At 43.9% G+C, this 16,088-nt stretch carries 17 protein-coding genes and 1 tRNA gene; 8 read left to right on the top strand and 10 right to left on the bottom strand.

Translation table 11 applies throughout. From position 1 onward, the window contains the following. Both A3735_RS18705 and A3735_RS18700 read left to right on the top strand, forming a co-directional pair. A partial coding sequence (locus tag A3735_RS18705; RefSeq protein WP_231882576.1) for a hypothetical protein occupies window positions 1-950 on the top strand: 950 nt, incomplete at its 5' end. Between the two features lie 31 nt (window positions 951-981). After that, window positions 982-1,857 (top strand): hypothetical protein, encoded by an 876-nt coding sequence (locus A3735_RS18700; protein WP_068510805.1) that lies wholly within the window; start codon window positions 982-984, stop codon window positions 1,855-1,857. A gap of 53 nt (window positions 1,858-1,910) precedes the next feature. On the opposite strand, the gene A3735_RS18695 is transcribed toward A3735_RS18700, so the two are convergent. Continuing rightward, a complete protein-coding gene (locus tag A3735_RS18695) occupies window positions 1,911-2,966 on the bottom strand; it encodes a methyltransferase domain-containing protein (RefSeq protein WP_068510803.1) in 1,056 nt (351 codons plus the stop codon). Between the two features lie 190 nt (window positions 2,967-3,156). Between A3735_RS18695 and A3735_RS18690 the strand changes: the two genes are divergently transcribed. After that, window positions 3,157-4,365 (top strand): HD-GYP domain-containing protein, encoded by a 1,209-nt coding sequence (locus A3735_RS18690; protein ID WP_068510800.1) that lies wholly within the window; start codon window positions 3,157-3,159, stop codon window positions 4,363-4,365. Between the two features lie 141 nt (window positions 4,366-4,506). Beyond that, entirely contained in the window at window positions 4,507-6,051 is a 1,545-nt protein-coding gene (locus A3735_RS18685; protein ID WP_068510798.1) for a sulfotransferase, read from the top strand. Here A3735_RS18685 and A3735_RS18680 read toward each other — a convergent pair. The 6 genes from A3735_RS18680 to A3735_RS18655 all read right to left on the bottom strand — a co-directional run bounded on the left by A3735_RS18680 (window position 6,048) and on the right by A3735_RS18655 (window position 9,244). Further along, window positions 6,048-7,055 carry a glycosyl transferase family protein gene (locus A3735_RS18680; RefSeq protein ID WP_068552770.1) on the bottom strand — a complete coding sequence of 336 codons (1,008 nt, stop codon included), beginning with the start codon at window positions 7,053-7,055 and terminating at the stop codon, window positions 6,048-6,050. The two genes, A3735_RS18685 and A3735_RS18680, sit on opposite strands and share 4 nt — an antisense overlap. A gap of 30 nt (window positions 7,056-7,085) precedes the next feature. Next, window positions 7,086-7,418, bottom strand: a complete 333-nt coding sequence (locus A3735_RS18675) for a TusE/DsrC/DsvC family sulfur relay protein (RefSeq protein WP_068513637.1) — start codon at window positions 7,416-7,418, stop codon at window positions 7,086-7,088. Window positions 7,419-7,443: 25 nt separating this feature from the next. Continuing rightward, the gene (gene tusB, locus A3735_RS18670; protein WP_068513640.1) at window positions 7,444-7,734 is read right to left on the bottom strand and encodes a sulfurtransferase complex subunit TusB; all 291 of its coding nucleotides are present in this window, start codon (window positions 7,732-7,734) and stop codon (window positions 7,444-7,446) included. A 17-nt stretch (window positions 7,735-7,751) separates the two neighbouring features. Continuing rightward, window positions 7,752-8,114, bottom strand: coding sequence for a sulfurtransferase complex subunit TusC (gene tusC, locus A3735_RS18665; RefSeq protein ID WP_068509772.1), 363 nt, complete (start codon window positions 8,112-8,114; stop codon window positions 7,752-7,754). Between the two features lie 11 nt (window positions 8,115-8,125). Continuing rightward, window positions 8,126-8,518 carry a sulfurtransferase complex subunit TusD gene (gene tusD / locus A3735_RS18660; RefSeq protein ID WP_068513642.1) on the bottom strand — a complete coding sequence of 131 codons (393 nt, stop codon included), beginning with the start codon at window positions 8,516-8,518 and terminating at the stop codon, window positions 8,126-8,128. 75 nt (window positions 8,519-8,593) lie between these two features. After that, window positions 8,594-9,244, bottom strand: a complete 651-nt coding sequence (locus tag A3735_RS18655; RefSeq protein WP_068509429.1) for a Bax inhibitor-1/YccA family protein — start codon at window positions 9,242-9,244, stop codon at window positions 8,594-8,596. 237 nt (window positions 9,245-9,481) lie between these two features. Between A3735_RS18655 and A3735_RS18650 the strand changes: the two genes are divergently transcribed. Next, a tRNA-Ser gene (locus A3735_RS18650) sits at window positions 9,482-9,572 on the top strand. Between the two features lie 305 nt (window positions 9,573-9,877). On the opposite strand, the gene A3735_RS18645 is transcribed toward A3735_RS18650, so the two are convergent. After that, complete coding sequence (locus A3735_RS18645) at window positions 9,878-10,870, bottom strand: GlxA family transcriptional regulator (protein WP_068515087.1); 993 nt, start codon at window positions 10,868-10,870, stop codon at window positions 9,878-9,880. 130 nt (window positions 10,871-11,000) lie between these two features. Between A3735_RS18645 and A3735_RS18640 the strand changes: the two genes are divergently transcribed. Both A3735_RS18640 and A3735_RS18635 read left to right on the top strand, forming a co-directional pair. Further along, the gene (locus A3735_RS18640) at window positions 11,001-12,815 is read left to right on the top strand and encodes an acyl-CoA dehydrogenase (protein WP_068515089.1); all 1,815 of its coding nucleotides are present in this window, start codon (window positions 11,001-11,003) and stop codon (window positions 12,813-12,815) included. Between the two features lie 39 nt (window positions 12,816-12,854). Continuing rightward, window positions 12,855-13,634 (top strand): crotonase/enoyl-CoA hydratase family protein, encoded by a 780-nt coding sequence (locus A3735_RS18635; protein ID WP_068515092.1) that lies wholly within the window; start codon window positions 12,855-12,857, stop codon window positions 13,632-13,634. A gap of 36 nt (window positions 13,635-13,670) precedes the next feature. Here the strand turns inward: A3735_RS18635 and A3735_RS18630 are convergent, their stop codons facing one another. Continuing rightward, window positions 13,671-14,627, bottom strand: coding sequence for an AEC family transporter (locus A3735_RS18630; protein WP_068515095.1), 957 nt, complete (start codon window positions 14,625-14,627; stop codon window positions 13,671-13,673). A 272-nt stretch (window positions 14,628-14,899) separates the two neighbouring features. Between A3735_RS18630 and A3735_RS32620 the strand changes: the two genes are divergently transcribed. After that, on the top strand, window positions 14,900-15,157 hold the full coding sequence (locus A3735_RS32620; protein ID WP_197469648.1) for an efflux RND transporter permease subunit: 258 nt from the start codon (window positions 14,900-14,902) through the stop codon (window positions 15,155-15,157). Here A3735_RS32620 and A3735_RS18625 read toward each other — a convergent pair. Then, entirely contained in the window at window positions 15,107-16,021 is a 915-nt protein-coding gene (locus tag A3735_RS18625) for a lysophospholipid acyltransferase family protein (protein WP_068515098.1), read from the bottom strand. The two genes, A3735_RS32620 and A3735_RS18625, sit on opposite strands and share 51 nt — an antisense overlap. Window positions 16,022-16,088: the final 67 nt, after the last annotated feature.

Raw genomic sequence — 16,088 nt, 5'->3', positions numbered from 1 at the left:
TGCTTAACGGTACGTGGATAGTCACTCTTATCATGGCCTTGGCTTTCGGGCTCTCAGCATTTTATTTTTATCACCAGGGTCAAACTGCACTCCTGGACAGCGTCTTATCTAAGCAAGAAATAGGTAAGCTCGAACTTCAGCTTAAAAATCAGCAAGCCAAAATGTCTACGTCTGGACAATCTCTTGCTGAAACCAAAGCTGAGCACGAGCGTTTGACAAGAGAAAACCAGGCTCAGCAGGAAAAAATACAGGAGTCGGAGGGTGCGCTTGCGGTCAATCAGGATATTATCGACAACCTGAATTCACAACTCGCTTTGCTTAAAGAGGAAAACGAGGCCCTAGCAGCATCCTTGAGTCAGGTTAGGGCGTCTTTGTTGAGTGGCGCAAGCAATAGCGAAGTGCTGGCCGGAGAAAATTCAAGATTAAGCGATGAAATCAAGGTATTAAATAAGAAGTTAAAAGATAGAAAAGGCGCTTATCTTGCGGTTGTAAAACGTCAAAAAGAGACACGCTCAGAGATTGATTATCTTGCATCGAACAACGATAAACTCAATCAGGAGCTAGAGTCTAAGGAGCAGCGGATTACTTCGCTACAAACACAGATTTCACAGTTAAGCGCTTCGAAGACATCTTTGACGGAAGAACTTACCACTGTTAAAAGCGACTATAGCTTACTCGAAGATAAACTTGCTAGCCTTATGGCGCCGATAGGTCCAGCTAGTAACCCTACTGCTTCTAAACCAGCGTTAAGCAACACGCTAAGCGCGCCAAGCAATAGCGCCCAAGGAGCAAACGCTACGGCAAGTGGCTTTGATGGCTTGGAAGAAATTAAGATACAGAAGCCGCGTGTACTTATGCCAATTCCTTCTACTAGCGCCCCCGCCAAAGATAAGGCCACTGAAAAAGCTAAAGCTTCTACCTTTGACTATGACAAAATAGCTATTCCATAAAGAGACTGTGTATTAGCGGGAAGTAAAAAACATGGATAGTTACAGAGGGGCGCATTTCCTTGCTGGCTCAGGACCAAGTTTTGTAACGGTTGCGAAAAGTTTATATCGTCGTCGATACCCTAATGTTGTAGTGCAAGGTGACTCCTGGTTTGATTACCCTGGCAGGCAGAAACATTTTTTCTACGGACCGAATAATTTACATCAGGCCCTGATGCAGATTATTCCTACTGGCGCAAACTGGTGGGATAGTAGCGTCTCAATGGCTACGGCAAAGCAGGTTTCGCGTGAATCCAGTGTATTTCGCTATGCTAAATACAATCGAGTTAGACTCGATGTATATTGTCTAAGTATGGGCGGGAATGATTTATTCGCTGGCTTAAAGTTTATCCTTAAAGATTATGATGATAAAAATCAATCGCCTTCAGAGTGCTTTAATTCAGGGAAAGAGCGCTTACTTCAAAACATCAGAGATGATTATCATAAGGTATTGAGAGACCGAGACCGATATCTACCTAGCGTGCCTGTCCTTGCGCATTGTTATGCGTCGCCAGATCAACGCCAGCGAGGCTTCAAGTTGGCATTCCTAAAGGCCGGGCCTTGGATAAAAACAGCATTTGATGCGAAAGCTTATCCACCTATGCTTACTTCTAATATAGATAACTGTATAAGGAGGCGGGCGATTCGCTATCTGCATGCGCAGCTTTCTGAAACAATTATAGGCGCAATGGGGCAATATCAGAATACGCTAAGTTATGATGCTTTTGGTCGGGGAGTAGACTTGTCAGCAGCAAAATATTGGGATGATGAAATTCATTTAAGCCCGAAAGGGTGGATTATGTACGCGAAAGATATGCAAGAGTATATGATCGAAAATGGTCTAGATATTAGAGCGTTGAAGAGGAGGTGAAGAGCTAAGCGGATAGTTATAGCTTAGCTCTTCAGATAGAGCGCTAGCTCAAGTTAGCAGCAAGAAGAGCCGCCGTCACCTGTTTCGAATATAGGGTCACCATCGAAGGGTAAGCTAGATCCACAGCCTTCAAAAATGCCGTAATGAGTGTTCCAGTCACCAATAAACTCGAAGTACTTTTTAAATCGTGTTTCATTCAGCATGCGCCAGGTATTGCCGCAAACAGGGAAAATCCTACCTTTTTCGATGATATGGTGCTTATCAAGAACGAAAGCGTGTTCAAAGTGCTCGATACCGCCTTTGTAAATAACAGCCTGGCCATAATCTTCACAGTGCGGTTCAAGGTCTTTTATTTTAAATAAACGGTAGGTTGCCGAATAAAAACCGATATGGCCGACTTTTTCTTGCACCGATTCATTTTCAATAGTGATGACATCGTCTTCTACAAGCCTCGGGTCCAAAAAACCGACTTTTTTAGCTAGGTTTTCAAAATCGTTCCAGTAAAGTGCGCCGCTCAAACACTCGCCGTATAGGACTGGGTCCTCAACAAGGTGTTGGGGAACTCTCCGGTCTGAATAGACGTCAGAGAAGTAAAGCTCACCTCCTGGTTTTAGTACTCGATAGGCTTCTCGCAATACGGCTTCCTTGTCTGGTGAAAGGTTGATAACGCAATTTGATACGATGATATCAAAACTGTTTTCTTCAAGGCCAAGTTCGTTTAAACGTTCGATATAACCCAGCTTGAATTCTGTATTCTTGCTTGCGTAGCCGAATTTCTCGGCATGGTAAGATTCGTGCTCAAGTGCAATGGTAAGCTGCTCTTCTGTCATGTCGATACCTAAGACACGGCCTTGTTCGCCAACCCATTGGGATAGAACGTAGCAATCTCTGCCAGACCCGCTGCCAAGATCCATTACCTGCATTCCTTCAAGCACGGGTGGGGCAATTAGACCGCAGCCATAGTAACGGGCTAGTACCTCATCATGAACCTTGGCTAATGCCGTCTTTACATGTCTAGGTAAACCAGCGCTTGTACAGCAGGCGTTGGTTTTAAGATCTTCGGTTTTTTCTAATACTTTCCCGTAATAGTTTTTAACATCATCATGCATGCAGGGAGATCTCTCTTTGAATTGTTAGCGCGTGTTTCTGAACTTGGAGACAAGTAAGACAAGCAATAGTCTTAAACGTTCAAATATATAAAACGAGTAAATTATCACGCTTTCGTCTTTGAATATATAGGGCTTGTAGCCTATCTTTAAATCATACCTTTTTCGAACATTGTCCTGGAAATTTAGTGCCATGAGTGATAGCAGTTTTGATTACCTTGGCGGTAATTATTATATCAGCGCAGCAAGCTTGCTTCTCGAATACCGGATGTTTATTGACTCCCATCCGACGCTTTTCAAAATAAACCAAGCCAATTCATATTGGCCAAAAATGGTTTTCTTTTGCAATGAGCTTGAAAAATTTCCTGAGATCATGAAGGCACTTACTCGTGTCCATGTTTGTTCGCAAATCGACTTCGAAAGGGCTTTGTTTTGCAGTTGGTGTGCGTTATTGATTGGCCGGTCAGCTGGCCTCACAGAAGCTAACCAAAGATTGCTGTTCGTCGCTGGTTTACTGCAAGATATTGGTAAACACGCACCCGATACCGAGACGATTGAGTTTCCCACAAAGGTTAATGGCCCTTTCTTTTCTCCAGCTAGCTCGCTTGACGGCAGAGATATTCACCCTCTGATTAGTTCACGTTTAGTTGAAAAGTACCTACCTGAGCTAGAAGGGCTTGCGGAGCTGGTTCTACACCACCACGCACGAAATGACGGAACTGGCTTTCCAAATCTCATTGGTGAGCCTCAACTTGGTCTAGACGCCCAGATTTTAGTGATCGCCAATGAGTTAAGTGACCGCCTTGATCAGCTAGGTGGTCACAATCAGATATCTCATACCTTATCAAACCTTAGGCTCAATTCTTTTTTGTATTTTGAAAGGGCGCATCAGCATTGGATCACCTTAGTTGAAGCGCACCTGTCTAGCCCGATCGAGTCACCAAAGAACTCAAATCTGTTTCTTGATATTGAAAGCAAGATTAAAGAGCTCGAGAAAATGCTGTCGTGCTTACTCGTCGTCAGTGCTGAGCTACTTCCGTATGATTTTGACCTGAGTGTCCATGGTTTGCGTTCAATGATTCATCGTCTCGTTAGGCTTTCAACCGATACCGGAGTGTTTGATCCGAGCCTGTTTAGGCAGCGCACTGAGGGCGTTATTGGGATGAAGATCGATAACGACTGCTGTGAGCTCCATAATATTCATGAATGTACTGTTGTTCGTGACATAGCTATCATTTTAAAAGGATTACCTGAGATTCTCTCTCGAATGAGGGTACTGACGGGTGATATTCTTTCCTCCAAAAAGTATGATGCCAATTACAATTTAGTCGCCAATGCCAATGAACTTTTATATAAAAATATTAAGTTACTGGAAGGCAGTCGTTGTAGCATTTTTCGCTAGTCTGTTCGTCTAGCTTGGTAATCAATCTTTTGTTTCTATTTGGGTAACTAGCGCTATTAGTTTTACTCGAAAGTAGAGCACATACTTGGCTCATTTTTGTGCCATTATCTACTGTAAACTGACTCTTAACTAGGTAAGTCAATGCAAGAAATATTCAATCAGGCCCTTGCACTACATCAGCAAGGCAAGCTAGCGCAAGCAGAAAATATCTACCGTCAGATTCTTGATAAGGCGCCAGGTCAGCCCGTGATATGCGCACAACTTTCTCTATTGCTTCAACAAGCTGGAAAGCTGCCGGAGGCTTTCTCTTTCGCAAAAAAAGCAATTGAAGCCTTGCCTGAAGAGCATGAAGTCGCTTTACAGGGTGCTGGCTTGGCAGTACAGCTAGGTCATAATCAACAAGCCGAAACGTGGTTAAAGCAAGCTCTTCAACTTAAGCCCAAGCATGAAAAAGCTTTAGAGCAATTGGCTGGCGTCTTAATTGGGAATCACAAAGAAAAGGATGCCTTAGGCGTTTGTAAATCTTTAATAAAAGTCTCACCGAAAAATGCAAATGCCTATAACTTAAAAGGCTTAGCGCTAAGTCGTTTAGGTGAGGGGGAAAAAGGCTACAGCTGTTTTCAAAAATCTTTGAAACTCAACCCTGGCCAAATAGCAGTGATTCGGAATCTTATCTTGTATGGTAAGGGGAGAAAAGAGCCTCTATTAGAAAGCATCATTCCTCAGTTGGAGAAAAGCTTTTCTCAGCAAACACAAGCGCCAGCAGTTCAAATGAACGTCGCGTATATTCTGTCAATGTATTATGAGCGAAGTAAGAAGACCGATAAATCATTCATGTACCTGAAAATGGGAAATGACATTGCTCGCAAAGGCGTAAATTATCAGCATTCCCAGACAGAAAATGACTTCAAAGCTATCTTAAACGCTTTTGACGAAGGTTTTTTAAATGAAGTAAAGGGGGCGCAACTTTCAGATGATTCACCAATATTCATATTGGGTATGCCGCGCTCAGGAACGACGCTAATCGAGCAGATTATATCTAGTCACTCGCAGGTCGAAGCGGAAGGAGAGATTCTTGACCTGAGAGAAAGCTTTAGAACGCACGGCGAGATATTGAATAGCGATATCTCAGCAGATGATAAGGCTAGCGCGTGTGTCGCAGTCATGACTGCTTATTTAGATAAGCTTAGAGCTAGACAGAAAGCTACGTATTTTACAGACAAGATGCCCTATAACTTCATGTTTGTTGGGCTTATCTTAACTGTAATGCCTAACGCTAAAGTTATTCATTGTACACGTGACCCGCTTGAAACCTGTTTTTCTATTTATAAACAAAATTTTTCTGGTTCCCCAGCATACACTAATGATTTAACAGAGCTGGGCCAGTATTATATCGCCTATAAAGACATGATGAAGCATTGGCAGAACCTATTTGGTGATCGTATTTATGAGGCTAATTATGAAGCGATGGTGGATAACTCAGAGCACCAGATTAACAACTTACTCGCCTTTTGCCATTTGGAGCCAGAGGGTGGCTGCTTCGAATTTCATAAAAATAAGCGCGCAGTGAGAACAGCGAGTGTCGCGCAAGTAAGGCAGCCTATATATAAAGATGCCAAGCGAGCATCGGCGCCGTATGAAAAATATTTGGCGCCTTTGATAGAGGTTTTACAGAACGTAGATTAGATCAAGTCTAATTTGCGTTCACTCCAAAGTTTCTCGGCAAATGCGAAGGCGTCCTTCTGTGAGAACTCTGGTTTTAAAGATTTTAAGGCGAGGGCTGTTGTACCGATAATGGCACCTAAGGCATATTCGTCTTCTTGCTCACCACGCCAAACTTGCTTAAGGTAGTTAACCGTTAAATCCTGCCCTTTAACGTGTCTTCGCTCAAATTGAGAAGGCCACTCTTCTTCAGTAAGCTCTCCCTTAATCGCTGACTTTACGACCATGGCATTATCAGGATTTCGCTCAATCTCTCCGCCTTCACCTTTTATTACTGAAAGTGATCGGTACCCTAGTAGTGCTCCAGCCTCTTGATGAAGGCCGCTATAGGGGGGGTGGAATATTCCTTGGAGTACGCTATCTGCGTTCAAGGGATTGATCAGTCGCGATAAAGAATGAACAGGGGAACGCAGCCCCATCAAGTGACGCATATTGATCATTTCGGCCAAGCGTGGGCTAATCGCATCGAGTGGCAGGTAAGCAAAGCTTCTAACATTCATACTGTCTGCAACTTCTTCCCATGAGCGTGAGACTGGTATTCCTAGTTCATTAAGAATATTTTCAGTATACAGGCGGTTTGCAGTATGACCACTTGCGCCGTGAATCATGACTCGATAACCGGCTTGAGCCAGCAAGAAAATTGCTGGCAGGTACCAAGGTAGGTGGCGTCGTTTTCCGGCATAGGATGACCAGTCAAGATCGGCCGCGATTGCGGGGGTATTAAGTTGCTCTTTAACGGCCTTTACAAAGCCGCTGAGCTCTTCAGCAGATTCTTCTTTAACGCGTAATAGCATAAGGAAGGCGCCCAGCTGCACGTCTTCGACTTCTCCCTTTAATATCATGTTCATTGCTTCAAAAGCTTCTTGTTCAGTAAGGGAACGGCTGCCTTTTTTACCTTTGCCCAGTATTCTTACAAAGGGTGCAAATGGGTGTTCTGCTTTCGCTTGTTTAATATTTACGTCTGTCATACGGGGTCGACTTCCTTAAAAAAGGTAAGTTTATAGGCAATTGGTTGGTTTGGGTAAGCCTGCGATCTTACTGGCTAGCTTTGCGGGGCTTCCCGGAAACAGGGTCATCAAATAGATGCTATTTCCTTTATCTTCCCCTAAGGTCTCTTTTATATGCTTAACAAGAATGCGCATAGCAGGTGAGAGATCGTATTCGAGGTAAAAGCTGCGCAGGGCGTCTAATATTTCCCAGTGTCCGGGCGTTAGCGTTAAGCCTTCCTGCAGGGCTATTGCCGCAGCAATGTCGCGTGACCAGTCATCCAGGTTTACTAGAAAACCTTGCTCATCAAACTGGATATTTTTTAGCGTGTCTTGATCGCTCATAATATGTGTTTAGCAAAGGCTAGATTTAATACCAGCTATGCACTTTTTCATGCTTGATGGTAAGTTCAACCAAGTCATTGTAATCAATTTTACAATAGTCTACCGGGATTTTTACACCCCTAGCCAAGGCATCTTCAGTCAGTACAAAAATCGTCGCGGCAATACAAGACCATTGACTGGCTTCAGACGAGGTTCCCAGGCATTGGAAAACCCCATCTTCAATGAGTACTACGCAGTCACCGTCCAGGATCGTGTCTGAAAGTTGCTGGTTCACAGCGACTTCTGAGGGTGGTTTGTTCAGTATATGCAGGGTCATAAAGTGGGGCCAAGAAGCTAGAATCTTAAAATAATGTCGGAATCGTTAAGCTTATTGCTTACTTGTGCTTTACTAAGTTCGCTTATCGCAAGTGAGCAATCGCTTAACGGGATGTTTCGGTCTTCAGCGTCTTGTTTATCTATATGCACTTTATCTACACCATAAATAGCAAGCGCTTTCATCATTTGGCGAATATTCTTCTGGTGTATGTTTGCAGGGTCTTGATCTTCCAATAATAGATAGCAGCCATCAGTTGCGAGTAGCAGGCTGATATCTTGCTCGAAGGTACCCGCAGCCAGCACAAGGTCGAGAGCTTCTTTTGCATCGCTGGAGCCGAACGGGGCTGAGTTTAATATAATGAGTATAGATTTCTTATCCATCTTGCCTCTGTTTAAGCTCCAAAGGTTATGAAGCGGTCAGAAACGGCCATTGCTTCTACTAGTTGCCCAAGCCCGGAAAGCTCGAAACCTTCAGCGAGATTGTTTGCGTCCTTTTGATGGCGAGCTTGCTCTGTGTTATCGATCAAGCCTCGGCGTGCTGCGGCGGCAATACAGATAACCAGGTCAAGGTTGTGCTTGGTACCAAGGTCTTGCCAGGCTTTATAAAGATCAAACTCGTCTTGTGGTGGTGTCGCGAGTTTAGTACCGCTATGAATACCGTTTTGATAGAAGAAGACGCGAGAAAGCTTGTGCCCATTCTGAAGGGCAGCTTTAGTGTATCGATAAGCGCTGTAAGACGACTGTGAATCGTAGGGAGCGTTAAGGACTAATACAGATATGTTCATATTTTAAAGGGCTAAAAACTAAAAAAGCCATGCTTAGTACAGACCAAGGCATGGCTTTAAAGGGTTGCTTATTTCTTAATCGTCCCCGCTAAATGCCATGAGTAGCTGAAGCAAGCTTAGGAACAAGTTATAGATCGACACAAATAGTGTCACGGTAGCTAGAACGTAGTTTGTTTCGCCGCCGTGAATGATCTCACTGGTTTGATACAGAATGATCATAGACGAGAAAAGTACAAACCCCGCAGAGATCATTAGCTGTAAACCCGCGATATCGGTAAAGATACCAATAACCATTGCACCTAAAAGAACAAAGAAACCAGCAGTAATCGTACCTGCCAAGAAGCTAAAGTCTTTACGTGTGATCAAGGCATAAGCCGAAAGACCAAAGAATACGAATGCGGTTAAGCCAAGTGCGTTAGCAACTAAGTGGCCAGCGCCTGCGCCAATGAACATGCTAAGGATGGGGCCAATTGTATAACCCATAAAGCCTGTCAGTGCGAAGGTAAGTACAAGACCCATGCCGCTGTTAGCCGTTTTGTGAATACCGAACAGTAAACCGTAAAAACCAACCAGCGTTATGATCATGCCAGGGTGTGGCGCGTTAATAACCATTGCGATATAGGCAACGGCAGCTGAAAAGGCCAGCGTTAAACCTAATAGCATGTATGTGTTCTTAAGTACCGATGAAACATCAGCACCTAAAGCCGCTTGCGAATTAGCACCCATAATATTGGCGAGGTTATCACCTTGAGTGTGAGCCGCCTGAGCTTGTGGATGTCTATTATCTTGCATGTAATGCTCCGTTTTAAACCAAGTATGTTTAGTTAGAATAATACTACATTTACATGCCTATAATAGTGGCGAGTATAGAAAATTCAACTCTCAAAAACTTTAAAAATAAATCGTTGACACCGCTAAAAAAATCATTAGTATACACCTCGCTTTCGACATGAAAGCAATTGCGGTGAGCTGCCAGAGTGGTTGAATGGACTGGTCTTGAAAACCAGCGTGGGTTAATAGCCCACCCGGGGTTCGAATCCCTGGCTCACCGCCATTTATTTCTTCCAGAAATAAGTGAAAACTTTCCTACGCTAAATCATTGTCTAGTTTCTAGAAATATCTTCTCAACTCTATTCTTGATTTTACTGTTTGATCAAATGGTTCAGACTCTAGTGAAATAAATAGACCGGAGTATCCAAGTACCCAGCCTTGTAACCAAGTACTCTGACAAGGTCTCGTTTGGTAAACTAAGATTGGCCTTGGTTATTTGTCTGCTGTACCTCTCGTGAATAATCGATAGAAATTTCCTCTCAGAAAGGACTAGCGTTCTTGCTGCACAGGCCCTGTGCTTCCAAGTTGTTAGCTCGGCACTTCAGGCCTACGTGAAAAACGAACACGAAAAGCGCCAGGAGACATAGATGTATGTTTTTTAAACAGGCGAATAAAAGAAGACATATCGTTGTAGCCGACTTCTTGGGTGATCTGTTCTAAAGACTTTTTACTGCCTTCTAGCATCCTTTTGGCAGATTCAATCCGAAGCTTCTGTACGTAGGTGATTGGTGTATCACTGGTAGCCGCTTTAAAGCGGCGTTTGAATGTCCTTGGTGTCATGTTGATACGCTCGGCAAGTTCGTCGATTGAAAAGTCTTCAGCAAAGTGATGTTCTAGCCAGTTTTGTAAGCTTATGATTTGCTTGTCTTGGTGGTAATGTTTGCCGGGTATACGTTTAATGCTACTAACCTTATCTTGGCCAATGTCGAAAACATATGACCGGGAGCTAGCTTGCGCGAGTTCATAGCCACAATAGCGCTCAATCAGAAACAGGCTCATATCAAACCAGGCCGTGCCGCCACCAGAGCAAAATATTTGCCCATCTTCTGTAATTAACTGGTCCGGCTGTAAGTCTACCTTTGGAAATTTCTGTGCAAACTGCTCGACGAAGCCCCAATGCGTCGTCGCTTTTTTGTGATCTAACATGCCTGTGTCGGCAAGCAGAAAAGCGCCGGTACAATTACATGCGATATCGCAGCCACCTTCATATAGTTTTCTGATCCATGGGAGTGCTGCTTTATTTAAAGCCAGTGTCTGAGCAATATCGCCAGCGATGGTCGGTATGACAAGCAGGTCACTTGAACTGATTTCTTCAATGGTTTTATGCGCATTGATTTCAATATTATTAGCACACCGAATTTTACCACCGTTTAAGCTAGCAATTTCGACATTGAATTGTCTGGATAGCTTATCTCCATGAATGTAATTCCAAGTAACGCCAACCGAAGCGAGTAAATCTGCCATACCGATAATTGCTGTAGCAAAGGCGTAATCAAACCCGAGAATGGTGACTTGCTTCATTGTTGTGTATCCAAGAATACTGGTGGCATAAACGGCATAGTTTAAGTCATAAAAGCCAGTTATGTAATCCCTCTCGATATGAGACAGTGATAGGTAAATAACCTATTCATCATTAAGAGGCTTGTAAGGCATGGAAACCGATTTATTAAATGAAAGAGACGTTCAGTTTCAGTTGTATGAAGTGCTTGAAACCGCCGCACTTACTGAGCGCGCTCGTTTTAATGAACATAATGTTGAAACCTTTAATGCAGCGATCTCTACAGCAAGACAAATTGCTGAGGATAAGTTTGCTAACCATAATGCCAAACTAGATTGTAATGAGCCCAGTTTTGATGGTGCGAAGGTAAGCATTCTGCCAGAGGTAAAAGAGGCCTTTGATGCGTTGGCTGAAGCAGGCTTTCTTGCAGGGCGAGATGACTACGAGTTAGGTGGGATGCAGTTGCCAGAAGTTATTATGGCTGCGTGTATGGGGTATTTCACAAGTGCTAACGCTTCATCAGCGGGTTATCCATTTTTAACGATAGCCGCAGCCAATTTAATCAAAACTTATGCTTCGGATGCGCTAAAAGGTAATTTCTTAAGCCCTATGTTAGCCGGTAAGTTCACTGGCACCATGGCAATGACAGAGCCTCATGCTGGGTCATCTTTAGCCGATATCACAACCCGAGCAAAAGCATCAGACACCGCAGGTCAATACCTGATCAAAGGAAATAAGATGTACATTTCGGGTGGCGATCATGAAATGGCCGACAATATTGTTCACCTTGTCTTGGCTAAAATTGACGGTGCGCCATCGGGCGTAAAAGGAATCTCGCTGTTCCTGGTTCCTAAATATAGATTGGATGACGATGGTAAACCGGCAGATCGTAATGATGTTGCATTAGCTGGGCTCATTCATAAATTGGGTTACCGCGGTACGACCTCGACCATGCTTTCATTTGGTGATAACAATGAATGTGTAGGGTATCTGATAGGCGAAGAGCACCAGGGCCTTCGCTATATGTTCCAAATGATGAATGAAGCGAGATTAGGCGTTTCGATGGGTGCCGCGATGATTGGCTATCGCGGGTATCTGAGTTCACTGTCTTATGCAAATGAGCGCTTACAAGGCCGCTTGGCGAGCCAAAAGGCGGATGACAAGCCTGTTGAGATTATCCAGCACGCCGACGTGCGTCGAATGCTGTTAGAGCAAAAAGCATACGTTGAAGGTGCAATGTCACTATGCCTGTTTGGTTATTTCTTATTAGATGATGTCAATACACACCCTGATGCAGACGAAAGAGAAAAATCAGAGCTCTTACTGGACTTACTGACACCCGTGATCAAATCATGGAGCTCCGAAGTTGGTGTAAAAGCGAATGATCTAGCGATTCAGGTGCTTGGCGGTGCAGGCTATACCAGAGAGTACCCTGTCGAACAATATTGGCGCGACAATAGGTTAAACCCAATTCATGAAGGAACGAATGGTATCCAGGCCTTGGATTTAGTGGGTCGCAAGCTATGGCAGCGCAACAGTAAAGGACTTCAAGTTCTGGTCTCTAAGGTGAATTTAGACCTTTCTCGTGCTAAAGAATCCAGTGAAAGGCTTCAAGCGTGGGCGCAAACAATTGAAGAACATTTGTCACTAGTGCATAGGGTTACTATGCAATTAGGCGCTGACCTTCAGAAAGAATCTCCTGACTTGACCTTATCTAATGCCAGTTCTTACCTTTCGATGTTTGCTCGCGTGGTGGTGTCGTGGCTGTGGTTACGCCAGGCCTTAGCGGCAGAAAAGGGGATTGCCGAAACTGAGCCCGCAAACCATGAAGAGCTTTCGTTTTACCGTGGCAAACTCCAGGCTGCTCAATATTATATTAAATGGCAATTACCATTAGCTAAGCACGAAGCAGATCTACTTTTGGGGCGAGACGATACCTGTTTTGAAATGCAGCCAAACTGGTTCTAGACCTTGAGACATAAACCAAATTCGAAAGCGGAGGAAAAAGTGAGCTATATTGAAGTCGATGTAAGAGGTTCGATCTTATTGATCAAGGTTAATCGAGCGGAAAAGTATAACGCGCTAACGGTCGAAATGTATCACGATATTGCACGAGCCTATTACCAGCTGGAGCATGATAATAATTTGTGTGTTGCCGTATTTTACGCAGAGGGAGAACATTTTTCAGCTGGCTTGGAGCTCACTGATTGGTTAGAGCCTCTTAAATCAGGAGGCTTGCCGCCTTTGCCTGAGAGAACCATAGACCCCTTTGCATTATCAGGCCCAAGCTTGTCGAAGCCTGTTATTATGGCGGTGCAAGGTTATAGCTATACCTGGGTGGTTGAGATGATGCTCAATACAGATATCAGAGTTGCTTCGGAGAATGCACGCTTTGCTCAGCTGGAGGTTCAGCGTGGTTTGTTTGCCTGTGGTGGGGCAACGATACGGTTACAGAATGAAATGGGTTGGGCCAATGCTCAACGATATTTACTCACGGGTGACGAGTGGTCGGCCGCTGATGCGTATCGCATGGGAATGATTCAGGAAATATGTGAGCCAGGGAAGCAGTTAGAATGTGCCTTAGCGCTAGCACAGAAGATCGCTAAGGCAGCTCCTTTGGCTGTACGTGGAAGCTTGACTTCATCTAAGCTTGCAAGACAAGAAGGCGAGGCATCGGCCATAAAGCAACTTTTTCCTAGCTTAAAGCCCGTCATTGAGTCAGAAGATATGAATGAGGGAGTTCAGTCATTTATCGAGCGTCGTGATGCGGTCTTCGTAGGGCGTTAAGCCCTGAAGGATCAATTTAACAAAGACGAGGCACGCTTAGGCCAAACCTAATGCCCGCAGTACAAATATTCCTGTGCTTACTGTTAATAGTGACAGTACGGTGGATAAAGCGATAATCGTTGCGGCCAATTCGGCGTTGCCTCGCATGGCCTTAGCCATTACGAAACTCGCTGTAGCTGTGGGGCTTGCGAACATAAGAAACAAAGTACCCAATGCTAAATCTTTAAAACCCATCACTAAGGCGGCAAGGGTGAACAGCAATGGCAATCCAACAAGCTTCAGTAAAGTTGCTTTTAATGCAAGATGATTGCTATCTTTTAATTCATTTAACTTGATCGAACCGCCTACGCAAATCAATGCTAGAGGCAAAGTCATGTTTGCAAAGTACTCGCCGCTTTTCATAATGATGGCTGGTGGCTCTAACTGCAGGAGGTTAAGCACAAGTGCTGTAACAATGGCGATGATCAGCGGGTTTTTCGCCATGTCTTTTGCCATCGATAGCCAATCAAAACGTTTATCTGAATGGAACGGTAATGTCAGCGCAAAGACAGACAGGACATTATAAAGCAGTGTTAAAAAAGCCAGTAGAATAGAGCCGACAGCTAAACCTTCATCGCCATACATGTTCATGCAAAGTGCTAGGCCAACGATACCCATATTTCCACGAAAGGCTCCTTGTACAAAAACGCCTCTATTTTCTGGTAGAAGTTTCATCGTGCCGCTTAGCCGCCAGCAGGCTAGGAATCCAGCTACAGTTACAAGCAAAGCAAACATAACTTGCCTAGTATCAAAAACGGCTGATAGGTCAGATTCCAGTACTTTGATAAATAACAGAGCGGGTAATGCGATGGTGAAAACGAGTTTTGAGCCGGAATTGATGAAACTTTCAGTTAACCAGCTTGTTCGTCGAAGGAACCACCCTAGAAATACAATGATAAAAATGGGTAAGGTAATATTTGAGGTGTACAATAGTAAATCAAGAAAAGATGACAATGGAGTCTCTCAAAAAGCGTAATTTGTAGCTAAGTATATGCGATTTATCAGTTGAGTTCCGAAAAGTGCTTTAAGCAAAGCTAGTTTCGATACAAATTTAGCTTTTATGTCTCCTCAGCGTTTTCCCTAGGCTTGTGTGGCTGTCTTTTCGAGCGGTAAAGTTTGGCATGAAGCTCCTGAATTAATCGCAAACCGAATATGTAGTTTATTGATCAATTGCGTCTTCTGATGTTGTCTAGGTATTTGTTACTAATCCTTTCGTCTCCCACCTTTTGGTGATGGTATTTATTCCGCTGGGGTTAATTGGTGTTTTTCCAAGTCATTGGCTGCTCAGGCAAAGCTTTTCTGCAGCTACAATGATAGATGTAATTGCTCTGGCAGGCGTAGCTGTAAGGAATTCTTTGCTTATTGTTGATTTTATAACAGTGCGTGTTGAGCATGGCAGTAGCGTCGAAGACGCTGTAAGCGAAGTTTGTGTGCTAATAAAATTTAGCTTCACCGGGGGGGCGTGTTTTAAAGCGCTTGTGTAGCCATAAATACTGACTAGGATGCCTTCGGATCGACTCTTCTAAGAGCTTATTCCATGCTCTGGCATCGGCTTCATTGTCTTCACCAAAGTTTTCAAGGATGGGAGAAAAGTAGATTTCATAGCGGCCATTAGGGAGGCGGTATTGCGAGACATGGATGACAGCTGCCCCAGATTCGCGAGCGATCCAGCTAGGAGTCGATATACAGGCGGCATCGATACCAAAGAATGGAGCAAAAAGGTCGCACTTTTTGCCGAAATCCTGGTCAGGTGCATACCAGACTTCACCGCCTTCTTTCATAAACTGAATCATTTCTTTCAGTTGTCTTTTATGGAAGCTTTCAATATCAACATTTCTCTGGCGTCCACTTTCAATCATCCAATCAACTACCGGATTGTTGTTGGGTCGATACATATAGCCAGGTTTTTGAAGTTGTGCTGCGATAAACGGCAGGGCAATATCGAAAATACCAAAATGCCCACCTAAAAGAAATACGCCGCCACCTCGTTTCTCTGCTTCTTTTAAGTGTTCTAGGCCATAGACTTCTACCTTGCTCATATAAGGGCTAAGGTCACGCCACCAGGACTGAAGTGTTTCTATGAAGCCTTCAGACGTAGATGTGAATACATCTTTTACCAACTGTTCGCGTTCATTATCACTTAACTCTGGAAAGCAGGCATCAATATTCTGTCGGCATGCCTTAACTCTGCTTTTCATTTTATTGTGAGTGAGGTTGCCCAACTTTTTAGCAATAGAGTGCTTCCACAATAAGGGTAGGTGTGCAATGGAGAACAGTACAAACACAATGAGCCAGGTAAGCAGAAATGAGGGGTGCCAAAGCGGTCGTTGTTTTTTAGGTTTAGCCATGAGGTGTAATGCCGTATCAAAGGAACAAAATTAGCGCCGGATATTACTGGTTTTAAAGTTGTAACAC

The organism is Oleiphilus sp. HI0061 (genome assembly GCF_001635675.1).
Note: the sequence above shows the minus strand (reverse complement) of the source record. Positions and strands in the feature narration are given on the sequence as shown.